Source organism: Ferroacidibacillus organovorans, from assembly GCF_001516615.1.
GTDB classification, from domain to species: Bacteria; Bacillota; Bacilli; order Alicyclobacillales; family SLC66; genus Ferroacidibacillus; species Ferroacidibacillus ferrooxidans_B.
The window spans coordinates 122,227-140,460 of sequence record NZ_LPVJ01000019.1 but is presented as its reverse complement, the minus strand read 5'-3'; the positions used below and the strand labels follow the sequence as shown (position 1 = coordinate 140,460).

Sequence of the window (18,234 nt, the reverse complement as noted above, 5' to 3'; positions counted from 1 at the left end):
TCACCCACACGGCGTCACCGACCTTGTGCATCGGCAAGCAGTGACAATGCGTTTACAGCAGCCACAGCGACTGGACTGCCACCCTTTCGCCCCCGATTGGTAATGTAAGGGATATCAAGCTTAAGCAGTTCCTCCTTCGATTCCGCAGCCGACACAAAGCCGACAGGAACGCCGACGATAAGACTCGGCTTGGTCAAACCTTCTTTTATAAGACGAATCAATTCGAGAAGAGCGGTTGGCGCATTGCCGATTGCAAAAATAGCGCCAGCATGCATTTCGCACGCTTTGCGGACAGAGAGAATGGCGCGTGTTGTGTTCAAGGCTTTCGCTTCTGTTGCCACATCCTGATCAGAGATGTATACGTGAACATCGCCTCCATAGCGAGCAATGCGCGGTTTGCTGATTCCGGACTGTACCATTTGCACATCCGCGACAATCGCTCGACCTTCACGAATGGCCTTGATGCCCGCCTTGACTGCATCTGGATGAAAAACCAGGCTGCGCCCAAGTTCAAAATCTGCCGACGCATGAATCACGCGTTGAACAATCGGAAATTGTTCATCCGTGAATGGATGCGCGCCCAATTCATCCGTAATGATGGAAAAACTTTTTGCCTCTATTTCCTGAGGTTGTACAGTCAACGGCTTAAATTCGTCACGAACGTTCACTGCGTTCATCCTCCTCTGAATGTGTCGTGCCAATTCGATGTGCTATTTCACGCAATAAAGCGTCTACCGTTGAAAAACTCACTGCAAAATCGAGTTTGGGCCGACCAATGACGATCACCTCGATCCCCATCGCAAGCGCTGCTTCTACTTTTTCATCCACCGCTCCCGGTCCGCCACTTTCTTTTGTAATCATTAACGTCGTTCCATAGTGTCGATAAAGCGCCTCATTCAAATCTCTGGAAAAAGGGCCCTGCATGGCGATGATGTTTTCCTGACCAACACCGAGTTGAATGCATTTTTCCATGTTGTCTACCCGTGGCAACATTCTTGCGACAAGACGCACTTCAGGATCCCCAACAAGTTTTGCAGTAAAAATAGGCAGTGTCTTACTCCCTGTTGTTAACATGACACTGCCCTTTTTTTGAGCGGCAAGCTGTGCCGCCTCTTCATACGTGTCGACATGCAGCAGTGACGCGTGATCGCGAAATGTTTGTGATGATCGTTCGTAGCGAAGATACGTCACACCGCACGCATTCGCCGCCGCCATCGCAGTGCGGTGCGCCTCTTCCGCAAAGGGGTGACTCGCATCGACTAGCAGTGTTGCACCCTTTTCCTTCAACAACGCCACCATTTCTGCAATGTCTAATCTTCCAACGCGAACTTGTAATTCAACGGCTTTTAGTGCATTGGCAGCGTGCTCTGTGACAACACTCGTCAGCAAAGGATATCCTGCATTTTGAATGGCAAGCGCCAGATCGCGCGCATCGCTTGTCCCGGCCATAAAGAAAATCACAGTTTCACCCCCTTGCTCCTACGTTCCGCACACGGCGTCCGCCGCAATGGTCTGAGGTTTGTCCTGATAAGAAAATCCTTCAATTTGGCCCATCCTCATGAAAAATTTATGGAACCTCTCTCCCGGAAACGCTTGTGACTGATACGTGGCGATGATGCGTTCAAGTAAATCCGGCATTTGCTCTGCGGGGATACCTTCTGCGACACGTTGACCCGGTCCCGCGTTTCGCCCAGTCGTCTTGCCTCCAAGAAACAGATCAAATCGGCCTTTGCGAAACACGAGTCCAATATCTTCATTCACTGCGCCATAACACGCCATTGCACATCCGTTAAAACCGATGCGCAACTCCTTTTCGACAGACTGCCCCGCCAATCGTTCAGCGATCTCCTCTGCAAAGGAGATGCCTTCAAACTTCTCGCCATCACAAAAATCACAAGCCTTCAACTTGATGACATCACCTACAGGGAGTACGCGCATTCCTCCTTCGCGCAACTCTTTTACGATTTTTTCAGCGTCATCCGTTGTTGTTCGAAAAATCAATTGGTGCGCGGGCGTGTATTCGAGTTCACCCTGGTCTCCTGCCAGCGTGGCGAGAAGGAGCATCTGCGACGGACTGAACTTCTTGTTTGCCACACCAGGACTGACGGCAATCTCACAAATCGTTGATTGAGGTGCAGAAGATCGTGTTGAGTTTGAGACATCAGGCCTATCGATGATCTTCATCTCTGCGTTTTGCAAGCGTTCCAGAGCTTCAGCAGCCCAATCACGCGAAGATCGATTCTGTATCTCCGCATATGAATTGAGGGACCAAGGTTCATTTTCAGGTCTGAGCCGCTCACCCGGTCGCAATCGCTGCACTTCGCTGTCGAGTGTGTATTTTCTCTGATAGCCGCGCGGGGTGATCATGACTTCATCGTGATAGAACGTTGAGGCATTACCGATGATGACAGTTGTCAACATGCCAATGTCGTAATTAAGCATCTCCCCAAGCGTTGTTCGCACGACGAGTTGCCGATCCCGATATGCACTTTTCACGAGCCCAACAGGCGTCTGCGCTGCGCGATAGTTCAAAAGAATTCGCTGTGTCTCTGCAATCTGCCGCGTTCGCCTCCCACTTCTTGGGTTGTATAACGCAATCACAAAATCTGCCGAGGCGGCGGCTTCAATCCTCTTTTCAATGACAGTCCATGGTGTCAAGTGGTCTGATAAACTAATCGTGCAAGCATCATGCATGATTGGAGCACCCAAAAGCGCGGCGCATGAATGGATGGCAGAAATTCCAGGAACGACCTCGACCTGAAGCTGATCCCCACTGTGCCATCCACGCTCAATCAATACCTCGTAAACCAATCCAGCCATTCCGTAGACACCCGCGTCACCACTTGAAATAACGGCGACCGCTTTTCCGGCAGCCGCCAAATCGACTGCCTTTTGCGCTCTGCTCACCTCTTCCGTCATCCCTGTACGAACAATTTCTTGATCGGTCAAGAGATCCCGAATCAAATCGACATAGGTGTTATAGCCGATGATGACCTGACTCTCCTGAATGGCTTCACGTGCGCGGTCCGTGATGTGTTCATGACTTCCCGGTCCAAAACCTACAACGGAAATTTTTCCACCCATAAATACCTTCCTCTCTTTATCGCGACCATGCCATGTCAGGTTCAAACCAGCGCAACGTCTGGCGAAGTCTGACGACATCCCCTATCACAATCACTGCTGGCGATTGCAACCGGGCTTCTTCAACGACACGCGCAATTTCGCCAAGAGTCCCGACAACCACTTCCTGTTTCAACGTCGTACCCCACTGAATGACAGCAACGGGTGTGTCTGCAGCGCGCCCGTTTGCAATTAATTTCTCTGATATCTCTCGCAGATGACCCATTCCCATGAGAATCACCAAGGTCTGACTTGAAAGCGCAAGTACCTCCCAGGGAGTCCCTAAAGAGTGAAGGCATTCATGACCAGTGACCACGTGAAACCCAGCGGCCAGTGTTCTGTGCGTGAGCGGGATACCGGCATAGGCTGGTGCAGCCATGACAGAACTGATGCCCGGTATGATCTCGAATGAAATTCCCTTTGACATAAGCGCCTCTGCCTCCTCACCACCACGTCCAAAAATAAAGGGATCTCCGCCCTTCAACCTTGAAACGGTGTGACCAAGGCGAGCTTTTTCCACCAACAGTGCATCAATGTCTGCCTGTGGCAAAACATGGCTGTTTGCCGCTTTTCCAACATAGATTCTTTCGGCGTCACAAGGAACCATCGCAAGAATCTCTTCAGATACCAGCCGATCATAAATAACAACACTCGACTTCTCTAAACAGTCTTTTGCCTTGAGTGTCAGCAACCCTGGATCACCAGGCCCTGCCCCGATCAGGTAAACATGCCCCGTCATGTCATCCCTCCAGTTATCCCGAATCGTTCCGCACTTTTCATCCATGCGAATGGGAGTGATCGTGCGCATGGTGGTGTTCATGATTGTGAGAGTGTTCATGCGATGCATTTTTTCGGTATTTGCACAGATCGCAATTCATAAATGCTTGACCGCGCAATGCTTCCTCACGACGTTCTAGTACAATCTCTATTAATCTTTGGTGCACGCCGAAATACCCGGCCATTGACATCGGGAGGTTTTTATGGATACTTTTTACATCTTGTAAAACGCCTTGCATCCGTTTAATAAGCACACCCGTGAACAAAAAATAGGGGACAACAACCACCCGCTGCGCGCCGAGCGAAATCGCACGCTGGATGCCGTCTGGCAACCTCGGAAAGGTGATGCCAGTAAAACAAACCTCAACGGTAAACACGCCTGTTCGCTCCCACAATTGACGGGCCATCTTGTATAAATCTCCGTTTGCGTCGGAATCGCTGCTCCCGCGCCCCATAAGTACAATCGCGGTCTGTTGGATTTCTTCCTGTGTATACATCGCTGCCTGCTCATAAAATCGATCGGTCAGCAAATCAATCATTTGTTCGTGCAGTCCAATATTTCGTCCATAAACAATCTCGACATCCGGGTATTGCCGGCGAGCTGTGTCAAGAAATTCAGGGATTTCCAGTTTGACATGTGAGGCTGCGAGAAGAATTACGGGGACGACGACAATGCGATCGGCATTCTGTCGTATACACGCGTCAAAACCATCTGGGATGGTGGGTGTCGTTAATTCGAGGAAACACGCTTCAAAATGCTGCTCCGGCGATCTCCGCCGTATTTCTTGCACAAATGCCAGGAACTCTTGGTTCCCATCATCATCTCGACTGCCGTGACCAATCAAAAGTGTTACTTCTTTCATTTTTGTCCTCCTTCATTTTTGGAAAGGAGGAGCGTTTGTGGGCTACTCATTAAAAAAACACTCTTTTATAAAAAAGAGTGCTTGTACACGACAAGAGTCGCCCACAAACACCTCCCTATCGACCGTAGGTTGCAGAAGACCGCTCAAATGAAGATATCTTCAACATTTGAACTTCCTTCATTGGTGTTAAAAAGAAAAGGCAGGTCTCCTGGCTCGGGATCACAGCCGTCGATTTCCTTCCCAAGCAAATGCTCAGTGGCAATCAATCGAGGCTCACCCTTACAGTGGCGGGACCGCACCGGACTTGCACCGGTTTCCCTCTTGCGCATACTTCAGACACTCAAATCCGAGTCATCTGAGGTAAACACCTTTTCTCCATGATTCAATTTTAAAAAACACAACCTTTTATCATACCTATATGATCATCGTAGACGAACAAGTACTAAAAAAGCAAGTAGCCTATGATATTCAAAAAATAGTTTACAGATCCTGCATCATTCTGATCATGTCCCGGCACTGTATCCCATTTTCAAAAATCGTTTCATCATAGTGTCGTATAAAATAGTCGGTATCCACACCAACCACGCGAAAACCGCACTTTTGGTAGAGATAAAGTTGAAAGACACTCGAATTCCCAGTCCCCACTTCGATGGTTCGAAACCCATCCTTGCGAGCGGTCTCGATGGCATGCAGAATCAACCTTTTACCGATCCCTTGGCCTTGCAGATGCTCACACACCGCCACATTCACCAACTCGATCGTTTCGGGTCGCGTTTCAAGGAGCACATAGACGCCCGCCACACGGTTTTCTATCTCTGCAACATAACATGCGCCGCGTCTGAGGTACTTCGAGATCAGTGATAGAGACGGATCTGCCAAGAGCAACAGATCGATCGGTGGATTTTCGTCCTCACTCAGCGGACGAATCGATAACTCATAGAAGATTCCGTTTTCCTCACTCATGCGGTCGTTGTTTCCTCCTCAATGTACGTTTTTAATGTGCATGCAACGTCGATCTAAACGGGATGTGAATTCTATAACAATTTTTCCATCGCCATCACGTCGATAAACTGACCGTCCAATTTCCCTTGGTTCTTAAACACGCCGACCTCACGATATCCCATTTTTCGATACAGCCCCTGCCCAGCTTGATTGAATGGGAACGTGAACAAGACGATCTTGTGAAAGCCTTTTTGAAGAGCCACTTCCTGCAATCTCAACAGGAGAGCGGAACCAACGCCCTTCCCGCGCGCAGTTCGGCGGATATAGACAGACAAATCGGCTACCCCTGCATAGGCGCATCGCTGCGAATACGGGTTGAGAGAGGCCCAGCCGACAATGATTCCATCTTCTTCAGCGACGATCACCGCATACCGATCGACGTGATTGGCAAACCAGTTTTCGATGTAGGCGTGATTTTTGATGTCTTCCTCAAGGGTCGCGATACGATCCTCGATTCCTTGATTGTAAATCTGCAAAATGTCTTCCAAATCGTCTCGCTGTGCCGTTCGCACCATCAACATGATGAGTTCCATCTCCTTTTGTAGTTCAACTAAGCATCCAGCGAATTCCTTCACAATCGTCTTGTTTCCCCTTCGTCACTGCCTCGATCAAAACGCAAAACCATGCTGTCAAGGAACTCTTTCGATTTCCCCTTGGGAATCGATAAGGTCTGCCAATCTGATCCGCGAATTTGTTTGGCAAGGTAGACGATCTGACCTACGTGATACGAAAGATGATACATTTGCCGCTCTATCGCTTGAAGTACCAAGTGTGGCTCCGAACGAATCGCAACTGTTTTCAGTAGATCCTTCGGTTCAAGCGCACCGATCGCCATAAATAGTTGCTGCCACCCTGCTTCCCACGCTGTTGTCATCTCCTCGCGAGATGAATAACCGCCTTCAAACTCCTCATCCCGATTGCGGTTGGCCTTTTCCCCGTCCGTTGTAAGAAAGTCCGTCCACCTTGACATCATGTTTCCGGACATGTGCTTGACAATGCGTGCAACACTGTTTGATTCCAGTTCAGGTACAACGTGCAACTCCTCCAGGCTTAGTTGTTCAACTGCGCGATCAGCCGTTCTTTTCATCATTTGAAATTGCTGTACAACAGTCTCCAGGTACACGCGCCCCAAATCCATTGTCAACGCCTCCATTTTTCTGATAACCCTCTTCCGCGTTGCCTATTTTTCAATTAAGTAGACTTATATCCTACGCAGGAAATCTTCTTGCAGAATAGATTGATGGCGTAAGTGAAGATTGAATCTGACTTGCCAAGGGGGTGATAACCGTGGTAAGTATTCCAAAACAGCCTGATGTCGTATTGATCTATTGGGAAAAAAATCCTCTCAGACCCGGATCCTTCCGCCGGATTAAAAAGGTTTGTATTGTTGGGACCGCATTTCCTTGCAGATACACTCTGCATCAGGGAAACACTCTCTTGCATGCGAAACGGTGCCTGTTAAGAAATGGGTTTGTTGTCGTTTGTCACAGGCAAACAACTAGCGTCAGTGGATTCACGGTACTTGAGCGCAGATAAGTATCTCATTTCGAAAAAAAGCGGAAAACCACAACGGTTTCCCGCTTTTTCTATGAAACTACACTTTCACAGCAAGTGCAATCCACTCGTCTGTTTCAAAGCTTGAGACAGTCCCATCCTCGATCTCGATTTGGAAATAAGTCTTAAAATCCTGTGGCGCATGCAAAAGTATCGTCGATACCGCCAGGCGATGCGCTTCAGTTGGAGCCATTCGGTCTAACCAAGATTGAAAACGAAATTTCTTTTTCCGAGACAAATCCCGTGCAAGAAGAAGTCCGTTTTTTTCCAGCAGACTCTGCCATTGAACTGCAGTCAGGCATTTTACGTGACTCGGATCGCGAATACCCTCTACAAGATTCACAAAATCTGAGAGCGCTGAGTCATCCGGCGCAACATTGTCAATCAATAGAAATCGCCCATTTGGACGCAACACACGACCCACTTCACGAATAAATGCGTCTGGATCAGGAAAATGATGTGGCGCAATGCGACAGGAAACAACATCGAATGAATGATCCAAAAAAGGAAGGTGCTCCGCATCTGCAAGCACATAGTGCGCATTGTCCACACCGCTATCGGTCAAATGCTTGCGAGCGGTTTCAAGCATTGCCGGCGTCAAATCGGAAACCATTACGCTCTTTACAGAGGGCGCCAATGCTTTTGCAACATGACCGCCGCCTGTCGCAATGTCAAGCATGACGTCATCCAATGCAGGCTGCAACCATTCGATGGCAAGCGCAAGATCTGTCCCGTGAGCATGCCCCTCACTCGACACGTATTTTTCGGCATTTTGCCCAAATTGCTTCTGTACGCGTTCCTTGCTTGACAGGTTAAACTGCACTGAAATTCCTCCATTCGGGTACGATCGACACATTCTTATCTCACGCAATCGCGCTCCACTTCACATCCCATCCTTACATAGCTGGATGAATTAAGGAAATTCTAGACGGTACGGACGAGTCATCACGCCTGAGGCCGATTAAAAAAGAGGTGTTATTTGTTGAAGGTATGTCGTAGAGCAAACGCGAGAAATCCAGCGATTCGACTGGCCATTTGCTTCATCGTCGCGACCCTCCCTATTCCGTCCTCAAACGCGAATGCGCAAAGCAAAGATTCTCCATTCAATTTCTTATCGCCAAAACCTCAGAGTATCACGTATCAAAACGATCACCTAACCCTCAAGGCGCCACTGCAAATCATTGTTGGAAAAAACGTTTCGGTTGAAAACGCCGCAAATCTCCGCTCCATACTGTCACCCTTTCAACCGTTCAATCAAATCTGGAAGTCTAACGCCAAAGGCATTCATCCCATTCAAGTATCTCTGCTGCACGTCTCTGATCTCACTCTGCTCCATCGTGAATTCCGAGAAATGGGTGTGCCCTTTCGAACTGTGCCTGCGCGAGAAGGGTACATTTTAATGATTGGACACGATCGGAGCGGACATTCACAAATTGTGCTCGCGGGTTCGGATCAAGCAGGCATTGCCTATGGCGAACAAACACTGTCCCAGATCCTTGACAAAGGATTGCGGACGACACAAATCCCTGCTGTTATCATCAAGGACTTTCCTGCTTTTTCGTATCGCGGCATCATCGAAGGGTTTTATGGCACACCTTGGAGTCAAGCAGACAGGATGCGCTTATTGACCTTTTGCGCGCGTCAAAAAATGAACACCTTTGTGTATGCCCCAAAGGACGATCCATTTCATAGAAACCTGTGGCGCGTGCCATACTCCCCCTTAAAACAAAGTGAACTGCGTCAATTGATAACCTTTTGCAAAAGACATCATATGCGCTTTGTATTCGCGCTTTCACCTGGGAATACCGTATCGTATGTAAGCGATGCGGACCTACTGGCAATGATTCAAAAAAACCAAATGATGTGGAATGAAGGTGTGAGAAATTTCGCGATCTTTTTCGATGATATTGGACGTCATCTCACACATTCAGAAGATCGCGCGCGATTTGGAAATGATACAAGCGCATTGGCAAAAGCACAAGCCAGTTTCATGAATCGATTTTATACACAGTTTATTCAAACCCATCCAGGGGCACAACTTATGACGGTTCCCACCGACTATTATCAACCGGGACATACGCCGTATCGGGATCAATTTGCAAAGTACTTGAATGCTCACATCACGGTGCTTTGGACCGGAAACGGAGTCATCGCAAAAAAAGTCAGTGTGCAGGATCTGGCACTTGCAAAACAGATCTTCCATCATCCGCTACTTCTTTGGGATAACTACCCTGTAAATGACTATCTCCCTTCGAGATTGTTTTTGGGACCGCTTCTTGGCAGAGACAGAGGACTCGCCACTCACGGATTGCAAGGCATTCTTTCCAATCCAATGATGGAAGCAGAAGCATCGACGATCGCCTTACAAACCGTAGCCGATTACGCGTGGAATCCTCTCCGCTATGACGCGTATCAATCCTGGGAGAATGCGCTGCGCGAAAGCGGGGGACAAGCTTACCTCTCTCTTCGTCGATTTGCGTTGGCTAATCGTTCTTCTCCCATCGCTCCTATAGAAACTACCTCAAGCTTCAGCAAAAATCTATCTGAATTCTTTTCATATTATCGCACAGGAGAACATCGTCGCCTACTCCTTGCGGCACATCATCTTGCAGGCGACTTTCAAGAGATGAAACACACCGCGACAGAACTCGAACTTCACATGGAGAATAAAACGTTCATCCATGAAATTCGCCCATGGCTTCGCGTGATGTCGATGAACGCATCCCAATCACAGCTTGCCTTGGAGATGCTTTTGTCCATGCGTGACGGCGATCGAAAAAGAGTGGGAGAATTGCGGAAAATCATCCAGCAACATGACCTGGATTTTCCATACAAAGGGGTTACACTCTCGCCTGAGTTTCACACTTTCCTACGTGACGCCTGCGCGCAAACCGATCACTGGATCATGCAAAAAAGCCAAATGCTGTATCGGATTCTTGAATTGTTGCGAGCCAATGGGCATTCTTAGGCTGAAACTGTTCGATGCGCTTTCTGTTTCCGCTCTTTTGCCGTCTGCCACACGTAGGATAATAGAATCACAAGCAAAACAACCAAAACGGGGAGCCAAACCGCAACACGCAACGAGTGACGCTGAATCTCCCCACACAAGGCGGCACCAACGCCGTAAATCGCAATCGCTGAAAACCACAGGATGATCGTCGACCAAGGTGTGGAATTCGTTTGAACTGTCTTTTTCTCATCGAAGTCAACACGCGCCTTGGATTGCAGATTCCAAATTGTCGTCTCGACCATCCCTGTTATCGTGCTCGTGATCACGGTAGTCGTAATCCCGTTGATGCCAACCCTTCTCGCGACAACACCCTGCATCCCCATCGCGGCACTAAAGAGCAACACCAAGAAACTTGTAGAGATGGGAGATTGCAAATCCATGAGTAACGCAGATGTCAAGAGTAGCGCAAATTCCCCAATCAACACCACGTTCAACGTCAGATTCCAACCTGACTGTCTTTGAACTCTGCTGCAGAGCAAAGCCGCCAAAGCGTTACCCAACATGAAGCCACAGAGTGCAGTGACATAGCGAATGACGGACAGTCCCGGTGTATGAACGAACGCCAAGCCAAACAAAACCGTATTCCCTGTCATCGCAGCCGAAAAGACTTGTCCCAAATTTAAAAATGTGATGACATCGACACAACCAGACGTCATTGTCAATAAGAGAAGAAACAAAGATTGCGGTTGTACACGGTTCAAGGATGTAAACCTCCTGGAAATCTCCTACATGAATAGGATAATATAGAAAACTTAGTATACAACAGGTGAGGTTCAGATTAAACCCATTTTATAATAGTCCAATTAGACTTTGCCACAAATAATAGGTTGCAAGGCTGCGAAAGGGTTTCCACGCCTCCGCCATGTTCCTCACCTCTTCGTCTTTTGGGCGATATTCCATGCCATAGAGTTTTTGCAGCGCATTTTGTACGCCAATGTCCGTAGCAGGCATGATGTCCTGTCTGCCTAATCCAAAGAGCAAAAAACACTCAACTGTCCATCGACCAATGCCGCGAAAGGATATCAGTTGCTCGTGAACTTGCTCATCCGGCATCCCCCTAAGCGTTTCGAGATCGATCTTCCCGTCGGCCACGATTCGCGCAAAATCAATGACGTATTCGGCCTTGCGCTGACTGAACGAACGCTCGCGCAATTGCGCATAAGTCAGACGTGCAATCTGCTCAGGTGATGGGAAAACCGGTAACAACCCGTCGCCCCACGCGACAAATGACTCGCCCATGTCGATCAAGCGCTCAACTAAAGCGGCAGCAAACTGCACATTCAGTTGCTGACCAATGATGATTCTGACCATAGACTCAAAAAGGTCCGCGTCTCGCATCGGCCGCAAACCGAACAATGCATTCAAAAGAGGCATCCACGCTGGATCCGATGAGACCGTCGCGTAAAATTCTGTCACTTGGACATGCGTTGAAAACATTTGCTGGATCCGATTGCGAATCTCGCTCCCCTCTTCGATCATTCCGTCTCCGGGATAATCCAAAAGGAGGAGGGGTTGGTCAACAGTTCCACCACCTCTCACGGTGACTGGGATGACTCGCCTGTTGATTCTTAAGGCTTTGGTATAAGAAGAGGTTTCCGGGTCAATCACCGCCACCTTTGAGGGCCGCGACAGCGGTCGCTTTAACATCGTCCCAAAATCAAAAGGCCCTGTAGGCCGTATCACATCCACCGCAATCGATTCCTTTCAAACTTTAGTGCGAATCTATTTTGGAAAACTTACGTTTTGGGGTGTCACGCGGTATAGTAGATTTGCGATATACGCACAAGTGTACGCTTGTCCTAAAAAAGGAGACTGTGACATGGAACAGACATCTTCCACCGTTTATTGGGCGACATTCGAACACGAAAACTGGAAATTCCACTTGGGTGCAACCGACCACGGACTCTGCACGATTCTATTTTCTGATGAAACCTATGAAAATTTGGAACGTTGGGTAAAGAAATCGATTCCCGGCGCGATTCTGAAAGCGGACGAGACAAAACTGCTCCCTTATATTGATGAGATTCGCGATTATCTGTGCGGTCGTCTCCAGGTGTTTTCTTCCCCGCTCGACCTGCGCGGAACACCATTTCAGGTTCAAGTGTGGCGCGCACTGCAACAGATCCCTTATGGACAGACCAGAAGTTACTCTGAGATTGCCGCGAATGTGGGCCGCAAAAACGCGGTCCGGGCGGTTGGGGCCGCGAATGGGGCAAATCCGCTTCCGATCATGATCCCTTGTCACCGTGTCATCGGCAAGAATGGCACACTCACGGGTTACAGCGGTGGTCTCGACATCAAGGTGAGGTTGTTAAAACTTGAAGGCCATCTACAGTGGGCACTTTGATGATCCTATTCTAAGAGATCGTGAGAGAATCGTTCAACTCAAACGAGCATTTCGGACAATTCGATCTCATCGTGAATCGCAATGCCGTGATCTCCGATGGGCGGTATGGTGGGTTTGATCTTTCGACCCTGATCAATGGCATCCGCGTAGACGGCCGAGATGCAATAGCCGCAACGCTGATAAAGCAGCCATCCAACCGATACGTTGCGGCACCTCTCAGTGCATCATCGCACTTGGCAATCCATGGGATGGGTTCGGAAAGTCGATAGACATGACCCGACTGATCATCAGATCGCCTCCCCACTCCTCTTCCCATCATTCTTTGAGTTTCATGCGATCCCATTGGGTCTGTGGCCGTTGAATTTGTAATCGTGCCCCTCGGCAAAGCAATGAATCAACCGTAGGTTGAAGTCGAACTTCACCCGACATTTGCATCGTCTGAAAAAGGGTTCCCTGCCGATCAAACTGAATTACCGTCTGAAATCCGAACTTTTGGTACAACCTGATCGCGCGTTGATTGAACACAGCGACGGTCAGTCGCAGCGCGTGACCTGGATTATTTGCGAGAATCTCTTTTAAAATATAGATCAAGAAAGAAGCGCCCCGCCCCCTTCCCGTCAAGTCAGGACGCATGCCGAGTCCAAAATCGACGACATCATCCTCACCGCGTTCATAAGCGGATACCGCGTGACCGGCTGACACCTGCGCTGACTCTCCAGTGCAATAAAAGCCAATCATCTGCCGATCCTCAGATAAAACGGCGCGATAGAAGCCATTCATCAAATCTGCGATGGTTTCCACAGATTCGACGACGTTATAGAAATCATAAGGCGAATCGTATGTCCAATTTGCAATTACAATCGCGCGTTCTCGGTTTATCTCATGCGTTGTGAAGCTCAAAAATCGGCCTCCTTTTGAGCGATGAAATACTCTTTGCATCTCTTTCTGAGATTTTTGATGGCCTTGGTTACGGCCTTTTGAACATAGGGGCGCGGATCGGACTCAAGCAACGAAAGAACATGTCTGGCGGCCACCGCGTACTTCGCCCCGTTCGCCGCGGAAAAAATCATGGCAAGATTCCAGCGCACCTGTTCATCTTCTGTTTCAATCCAGTGATTCAATCGATCAAGAACTTGACTCGGGTAGTCCCGGATGAGTCCACTGCCTAGCGCGAAAGGTCCAAGATTCTCCCTGACATACATCGCGCGATCAGGAAGAAGCACCTCGATGAGATCGAGAATCTTTGGCGCATTATCAGAGATTCGACGATGTCCTGCATACATCGCGGCCAATGCGACAGCCCTTCGCACCTTGTCAGAAGGGTCAGCTGTCCACATTTTCATCGTCGGGTAGAATCGATCGAAATGAGATGCCAGAATGCGTCCACAGGCGTCCGCTGCCCACTCGCGAACCTCCCAATGGCTGTGATCCGCCATGCTATGCAGGACATCAGAGACTTCCTCTTGATGCTCGGCATAGCAAGAGGACAGCACGTAGGCGCCTACTTCCTCTGCCGTTTTGTTCCCACTCTGGCACAGAGCAAGACCAACACGAAAACGTCCCTCTGCATCGAGTGAAAAGTGTCGCTCGATCTTTTTAATCGCCATTCTTTTCACGGCGGCATTCGCCGTGCCAGCGTGTGTCGTGGCTTGTGTTTGAAGAGATTCAACCATGTCAAAAATCGATTCCCGAACAACGGCCTCTTCAAACTTTACTCGCCAATCATCCGCGCCAGTCAATGGCGATGCCTCCTTGTTCTACAGATCGCTTTCACAGATGATGTGCTTTTAAAAAGAACGCAAAAAAAACCAAGACTTCATGTGCACCTGTTACCGATTCCTCATCTTGCTCCTGAAGCATTGATAAAAGTTTGAAACAAATCGTGCATGATCCTAAGCTGATCCATAAGCATTGGACCGCACTGAAGCACTTCACTGCTGATCTCAAACACGCGTTTTTCACGTACAGCACGAGCAGCAGAAAAACCTTCGCGAGCTAAAAATTTTTCAGCTTCAAAAGGTTTCCCACACCATGATGCCAAGACGATTTCGGGGTCACGTTCAAGGATTTGTTGTGTTGAAACAACTCGTTTCACAGCACTTCGCCCTTGTACCGCAACATCGCGAAATACATCCGTTCCTCCGGCAATCTCAATCAAGTCACTGACCCAGCCCGTTCCCACAATCACAGGGTCCATCCACTCTTCAAAATAAACGCGCGGTCGAAATGGAAATTCTTTTGCACGTTCTCTGATCGCTTCGATCTCAGAGCGCAACGATTCACAATATTGCTCTGCTTTTTTCGATTCACCGACAATGTTGCCCAATAGTAAAACGGTCTGAAACATGTCCTCCAAACGATGTGGATTGAAGTGCAACAATGTTACTCCGCGCTGCGCCAATTCTGAGGCAAGATCCTTCTGAACACCTGAAGTCAAAATCACCAGATCGGGTTTATCGCGTAAAATACGATCAATACTTCCATTTTTAAACCCAGAAACTTTAGGGATTGAAAGCGCCTCGCTCGGTCGTGTGGTATACGCTGAAATGCCCACAACGCGATCAAGCGCACCAAACGCGTGAAGAATTTCCGGTATCTCTGCCGCGAGACATACGATACGCTCAGGATACATACCATCAACCCCTTACAGGCCTACATTCGGATCGACATCTTCTTCATAATCCACTTCGTCCAGACCAAATCCGAACAGTTTCAAAAATTCGCTGCGGTATCCCCCGAGATCAGAGAGTACTTCGACATTTTTCGTATCAACTTGCCCCCAAAGCGATGATACGATTTCCTGAACATCATCGCGCATTTCATAGTCATCCATGCGTATCCGTCCCTGTTCATCAACCAAAACATCGCCATCACGATACAGCCTATCCGCAAAAAGGCGATACATCTGTTCTGTGCACCCCTCATGCAGCCCCTTTTCTTTCATCACGCGAAACAAAAGCGAGATATAAAGCGGCACGACTGGAATGGCTGAACTCGACTGCGTGACAACCGCTTTGTTGACAGAGACATACGCCTTCCCGCCGATGTCACTCATCTCTTTCGTGAGCGCATGCGCAGTCGCCTCAAGGTCGTCTTTCGCGCGTCCAATGGTCCCGTCGCGATACACCGCTTTCGTGACCTCTGGCCCGATGTAAGAATACGCAAGTGTAACAACACCCTCTGCCAAAACGCCGGCAGCGCGAAGCTCATGGATCCACATCGACCAATCTTCTCCGCCCATCACGTGTACGGTTTGTTGAATCTCATCATCCGATGCAGGCTCAAGCGTCACCACACTCACTTCACCTGTATGGAAATTGACCGTCTTGTTCTGATACACCTTCCCAATCGGCTTAAGAGCAGACACAAAGGTTTCCCCCGTTTTAGGGTGTGTCCGGCGCGGCGAAGCAAGGCTGTAGACGACAAGATCCACCTGACCAAGATCCTTTTTAATCGTTTCAATGGTTTCCGCCTTGACTGCATCAGAAAAGGCATCTCCATTGATGCTCTTTGCATACAATCCCGCATCCCGCGCCTGTTTCTCAAACGCCGCTGTATTGTACCAGCCAGCAGTCGCCGTGCGCAGATCAGATGCCGGTTTCTCGAAAAAGACACCAAGAGTCGCGGCGCCAGAAGAAAACGCCGCTGCAATGCGCGAAGCAAGCCCGTAGCCTGTAGATGCGCCAATCACGAGAACGCGTTTTGGCCCTTTTATGGGGGGCCGTGAAGTTACATATGCAATCTGTTCATCAACATGTGCGGCGCATCCGAGCGGATGCGCAGTGGTGCATATAAATCCGCGAATTTTGGGTTGAATAATCACTCAGTACGTCCTCCTAAAGCGTGCGAACGGTTGCCATTTGTTCTGCCGCAATCTGTAAAATCTCGTCGCGCACATCATCACCGAAACGATCCGTTTCAAGCGTGACCAGAAATGAATACCCTGTGGGATACATATCTGCCATGCGAACAACCACATTTCTTTCGCCATTTTTCTTAAAGTGGGATTGTAGCGCATCTCGCGTCTGCTCGACAAGTTTTGGTACATTCACCTCGAGCGGTGTGTCAAATCTTACGCGCAGACGACTGCGTTTTTTTGCAGAACGGTTTTCAACAAACGCCTGAACGATGATTCCATTGGGTATGAGCTGCAAGAATCCGTCACTGTTTTCAAGCGCCGTATACATCAGGTTGATGTCGTGCACAAGTCCGTAATAGGCAGGCCTCATCGCCTCGTGCGGATAACTCGGCATAAGCAGCGGATACTGCCATGTCACCAAGCCAATCTGGTCACCGACTCGAAACGGATGAAACAAAATCAGCCAGACACCGCCGATAATGTTTGCAAAAACCTGCTGCCCGGCGAGACCGACAATAACCGTCACAAAAGCGCCGCCAAATACGATGCTCGACAAACCAATGCCAACGGCCGCGAGCAGTGCCAGAACCATTGTCACAAAGAGAATCAATCGTACCAGGTATTTAAGCGAAGCGGCGTGATCTACCCGCAAGTGCTGCGCCGCCATGTGGAACAACCGCCGCTCAAGCAATCTTGACACCGCGAGTCCAACCAGCAAGACAAGAAGCGCGCGCGCCGCATCCTGCCATGAAGTCGGGAGTCCACGTAACCAGCCTTGCGGCGCTTCCATGGCAAGGCCAATCACGCACCCTGCGATCACGAGTGTCAAGATCCCAAGGAGCGTTCCGCGCCAAGATTTTTTGGCGGGAGAATTTATGGGTTCTTTTGACACGCGACATGACTCCCATTCCATATGATCCATGAAGCTGATTATCCTAAATCTATCGTTTGCCAGCGAGTGAGTCAACTTTGTCAAATGATCGCATAAAAGATCGGATATTACGAATTAAAGTTTTAACGAACAGGATGAAAGGAAACATTTCTTATTGCATAGACTTAGAAATGAATCCGTGGATGGTTACTGTGGGATGGGCACTCACAGTATGGATGGACCTTGGATTCACGCCGAAGGGGATCCGGAAAAGATCTGGATCCCCTTCCAACGTTTAAATTGGGCATTCACAACATGGATGGACAACGCGCTTTAGATCAGGTAAAAATGGCTCGAATTTGAGAGCATGGCACCCGCAGCAAGACACCATTTACCAAGAACAGCGCGACACCATTTTGATAACCTTGAAAACGAGCCAGAAAAATCGCGGCATCAATCCAAACAAAAACTGTAGTTCCGACGCCCACTCCGGTAAGGACTGGGCAAGACATTCCAGATCCGATCGGCATAGCATATCACCTCCTTTCATAGCTTCAAAAGGCGCATCCGTTTGCTGACGCGCCTACAGATCGGTCTTTGATCCCATGGGGTTCGACAATTCGGTGGTTCCTGGCAAATGAAAAGTAGAGCCTCCTTCTGGATTTGACAAATCATTGTGACTTGGCAGATTTGCCGTATTTGTCAACCCTAGATGATTGAGCAAACCGTGAACATTCGACATCTTGAGCGTGTTTGGCAAATCCACAAAATGAGTCGATTGAAGCGGGCTTTGATCCACATGCATCACCTCCTTTCAAAACGAGACAAACA

At 48.9% G+C, this 18,234-nt stretch carries 20 protein-coding genes and 1 riboswitch; of the genes, 2 read left to right on the top strand and 18 right to left on the bottom strand.

Features of this window, described 5'->3' with window-relative positions:
• Window positions 1–14 precede the first annotated feature (14 nt).
• The 9 genes from ATW55_RS06580 to ATW55_RS06540 all read right to left on the bottom strand — a co-directional run bounded on the left by ATW55_RS06580 (window position 15) and on the right by ATW55_RS06540 (window position 8,139).
• Window positions 15–668 carry a precorrin-8X methylmutase gene (locus tag ATW55_RS06580; RefSeq protein ID WP_067714420.1) on the bottom strand — a complete coding sequence of 218 codons (654 nt, stop codon included), beginning with the start codon at window positions 666–668 and terminating at the stop codon, window positions 15–17.
• Complete coding sequence (gene cobK, locus ATW55_RS06575; RefSeq protein ID WP_067714417.1) at window positions 655–1,461, bottom strand: precorrin-6A reductase; 807 nt, start codon at window positions 1,459–1,461, stop codon at window positions 655–657. The genes ATW55_RS06580 and cobK overlap by 14 nt, the downstream gene beginning before the upstream one ends.
• Before the next feature lie 18 nt (window positions 1,462–1,479).
• Complete coding sequence (gene cobJ, locus ATW55_RS06570) at window positions 1,480–3,084, bottom strand: precorrin-3B C(17)-methyltransferase (RefSeq protein ID WP_067714414.1); 1,605 nt, start codon at window positions 3,082–3,084, stop codon at window positions 1,480–1,482.
• Window positions 3,085–3,100: 16 nt separating this feature from the next.
• Window positions 3,101–3,859, bottom strand: a complete 759-nt coding sequence (gene cobA / locus ATW55_RS06565) for a uroporphyrinogen-III C-methyltransferase (RefSeq protein ID WP_067714411.1) — start codon at window positions 3,857–3,859, stop codon at window positions 3,101–3,103.
• A gap of 37 nt (window positions 3,860–3,896) precedes the next feature.
• Window positions 3,897–4,760 (bottom strand): sirohydrochlorin chelatase, encoded by an 864-nt coding sequence (locus ATW55_RS06560; protein WP_082685612.1) that lies wholly within the window; start codon window positions 4,758–4,760, stop codon window positions 3,897–3,899.
• A gap of 181 nt (window positions 4,761–4,941) precedes the next feature.
• Window positions 4,942–5,145, bottom strand: a riboswitch (cobalamin riboswitch).
• A 95-nt stretch (window positions 5,146–5,240) separates the two neighbouring features.
• On the bottom strand, window positions 5,241–5,723 hold the full coding sequence (locus ATW55_RS06555) for a GNAT family N-acetyltransferase (RefSeq protein ID WP_067714408.1): 483 nt from the start codon (window positions 5,721–5,723) through the stop codon (window positions 5,241–5,243).
• 71 nt (window positions 5,724–5,794) lie between these two features.
• Entirely contained in the window at window positions 5,795–6,283 is a 489-nt protein-coding gene (locus ATW55_RS06550; RefSeq protein ID WP_067714534.1) for an arsinothricin resistance N-acetyltransferase ArsN1 family A, read from the bottom strand.
• 50 nt (window positions 6,284–6,333) lie between these two features.
• Window positions 6,334–6,900: a DUF1572 family protein gene (locus ATW55_RS06545; protein ID WP_067714405.1), complete on the bottom strand. Its 567-nt coding sequence runs from the start codon at window positions 6,898–6,900 to the stop codon at window positions 6,334–6,336.
• A gap of 456 nt (window positions 6,901–7,356) precedes the next feature.
• Window positions 7,357–8,139 carry a class I SAM-dependent methyltransferase gene (locus ATW55_RS06540; protein ID WP_235587029.1) on the bottom strand — a complete coding sequence of 261 codons (783 nt, stop codon included), beginning with the start codon at window positions 8,137–8,139 and terminating at the stop codon, window positions 7,357–7,359.
• 156 nt (window positions 8,140–8,295) lie between these two features.
• Between ATW55_RS06540 and ATW55_RS06535 the strand changes: the two genes are divergently transcribed.
• Window positions 8,296–10,284, top strand: coding sequence for a beta-N-acetylhexosaminidase family protein (locus ATW55_RS06535; protein WP_082685610.1), 1,989 nt, complete (start codon window positions 8,296–8,298; stop codon window positions 10,282–10,284).
• Here ATW55_RS06535 and ATW55_RS06530 read toward each other — a convergent pair.
• Together ATW55_RS06530 and ATW55_RS06525 are read right to left on the bottom strand one after the other, a co-directional pair.
• Window positions 10,281–11,027: a YoaK family protein gene (locus ATW55_RS06530; RefSeq protein ID WP_067714395.1), complete on the bottom strand. Its 747-nt coding sequence runs from the start codon at window positions 11,025–11,027 to the stop codon at window positions 10,281–10,283. The genes ATW55_RS06535 and ATW55_RS06530 overlap by 4 nt on opposite strands.
• Before the next feature lie 88 nt (window positions 11,028–11,115).
• Window positions 11,116–12,015, bottom strand: a complete 900-nt coding sequence (locus tag ATW55_RS06525; protein WP_067714391.1) for a DNA-3-methyladenine glycosylase family protein — start codon at window positions 12,013–12,015, stop codon at window positions 11,116–11,118.
• 130 nt (window positions 12,016–12,145) lie between these two features.
• On the opposite strand from ATW55_RS06525, the gene ATW55_RS06520 reads away from it, so the two are divergent.
• Window positions 12,146–12,673 carry a methylated-DNA--[protein]-cysteine S-methyltransferase gene (locus ATW55_RS06520; protein WP_067714388.1) on the top strand — a complete coding sequence of 176 codons (528 nt, stop codon included), beginning with the start codon at window positions 12,146–12,148 and terminating at the stop codon, window positions 12,671–12,673.
• A 315-nt stretch (window positions 12,674–12,988) separates the two neighbouring features.
• Here ATW55_RS06520 and ATW55_RS06515 read toward each other — a convergent pair whose 3' ends face one another.
• From ATW55_RS06515 to ATW55_RS06485, 7 genes are all read right to left on the bottom strand, one after another.
• Window positions 12,989–13,573: a GNAT family N-acetyltransferase gene (locus tag ATW55_RS06515; RefSeq protein WP_067714385.1), complete on the bottom strand. Its 585-nt coding sequence runs from the start codon at window positions 13,571–13,573 to the stop codon at window positions 12,989–12,991.
• Entirely contained in the window at window positions 13,570–14,412 is an 843-nt protein-coding gene (locus ATW55_RS06510) for a HEAT repeat domain-containing protein (RefSeq protein ID WP_067714382.1), read from the bottom strand. The genes ATW55_RS06515 and ATW55_RS06510 overlap by 4 nt, the downstream gene beginning before the upstream one ends.
• Window positions 14,413–14,513: 101 nt before the next feature.
• Complete coding sequence (locus ATW55_RS06505) at window positions 14,514–15,305, bottom strand: cobalamin-binding protein (protein WP_067714378.1); 792 nt, start codon at window positions 15,303–15,305, stop codon at window positions 14,514–14,516.
• A 12-nt stretch (window positions 15,306–15,317) separates the two neighbouring features.
• Window positions 15,318–16,496 carry an enoyl-ACP reductase FabV gene (gene fabV / locus ATW55_RS06500; RefSeq protein ID WP_067714374.1) on the bottom strand — a complete coding sequence of 393 codons (1,179 nt, stop codon included), beginning with the start codon at window positions 16,494–16,496 and terminating at the stop codon, window positions 15,318–15,320.
• Between the two features lie 13 nt (window positions 16,497–16,509).
• Entirely contained in the window at window positions 16,510–17,424 is a 915-nt protein-coding gene (locus tag ATW55_RS06495; protein WP_160327178.1) for a mechanosensitive ion channel family protein, read from the bottom strand.
• A 317-nt stretch (window positions 17,425–17,741) separates the two neighbouring features.
• On the bottom strand, window positions 17,742–17,933 hold the full coding sequence (locus ATW55_RS06490; RefSeq protein WP_067714371.1) for a hypothetical protein: 192 nt from the start codon (window positions 17,931–17,933) through the stop codon (window positions 17,742–17,744).
• A 53-nt stretch (window positions 17,934–17,986) separates the two neighbouring features.
• Window positions 17,987–18,202, bottom strand: coding sequence for a hypothetical protein (locus ATW55_RS06485; RefSeq protein ID WP_067714368.1), 216 nt, complete (start codon window positions 18,200–18,202; stop codon window positions 17,987–17,989).
• Window positions 18,203–18,234 lie beyond the last annotated feature (32 nt).

Bases quoted from the DNA above. Each gene is read 5' to 3' on its own strand.
- cobJ (WP_067714414.1), bottom strand. From the start codon at position 3,084: ATGGGTGGAAAAATTTCCGTTGTAGGTTTTGGACCGGGAAGTCATGAA.
- cobA (WP_067714411.1), bottom strand. From the start codon at position 3,859: ATGACGGGGCATGTTTACCTGATCGGGGCAGGGCCTGGTGATCCAGGG.
- ATW55_RS06560 (WP_082685612.1), bottom strand. From the start codon at position 4,760: ATGAAAGAAGTAACACTTTTGATTGGTCACGGCAGTCGAGATGATGAT.
- ATW55_RS06555 (WP_067714408.1), bottom strand. From the start codon at position 5,723: ATGAGTGAGGAAAACGGAATCTTCTATGAGTTATCGATTCGTCCGCTG.
- ATW55_RS06550 (WP_067714534.1), bottom strand. From the start codon at position 6,283: ATGTTGATGGTGCGAACGGCACAGCGAGACGATTTGGAAGACATTTTG.
- ATW55_RS06545 (WP_067714405.1), bottom strand. From the start codon at position 6,900: ATGGATTTGGGGCGCGTGTACCTGGAGACTGTTGTACAGCAATTTCAA.
- ATW55_RS06520 (WP_067714388.1), top strand. From the start codon at position 12,146: ATGGAACAGACATCTTCCACCGTTTATTGGGCGACATTCGAACACGAA.
- ATW55_RS06505 (WP_067714378.1), bottom strand. From the start codon at position 15,305: ATGTATCCTGAGCGTATCGTATGTCTCGCGGCAGAGATACCGGAAATT.
- ATW55_RS06490 (WP_067714371.1), bottom strand. From the start codon at position 17,933: ATGCCGATCGGATCTGGAATGTCTTGCCCAGTCCTTACCGGAGTGGGC.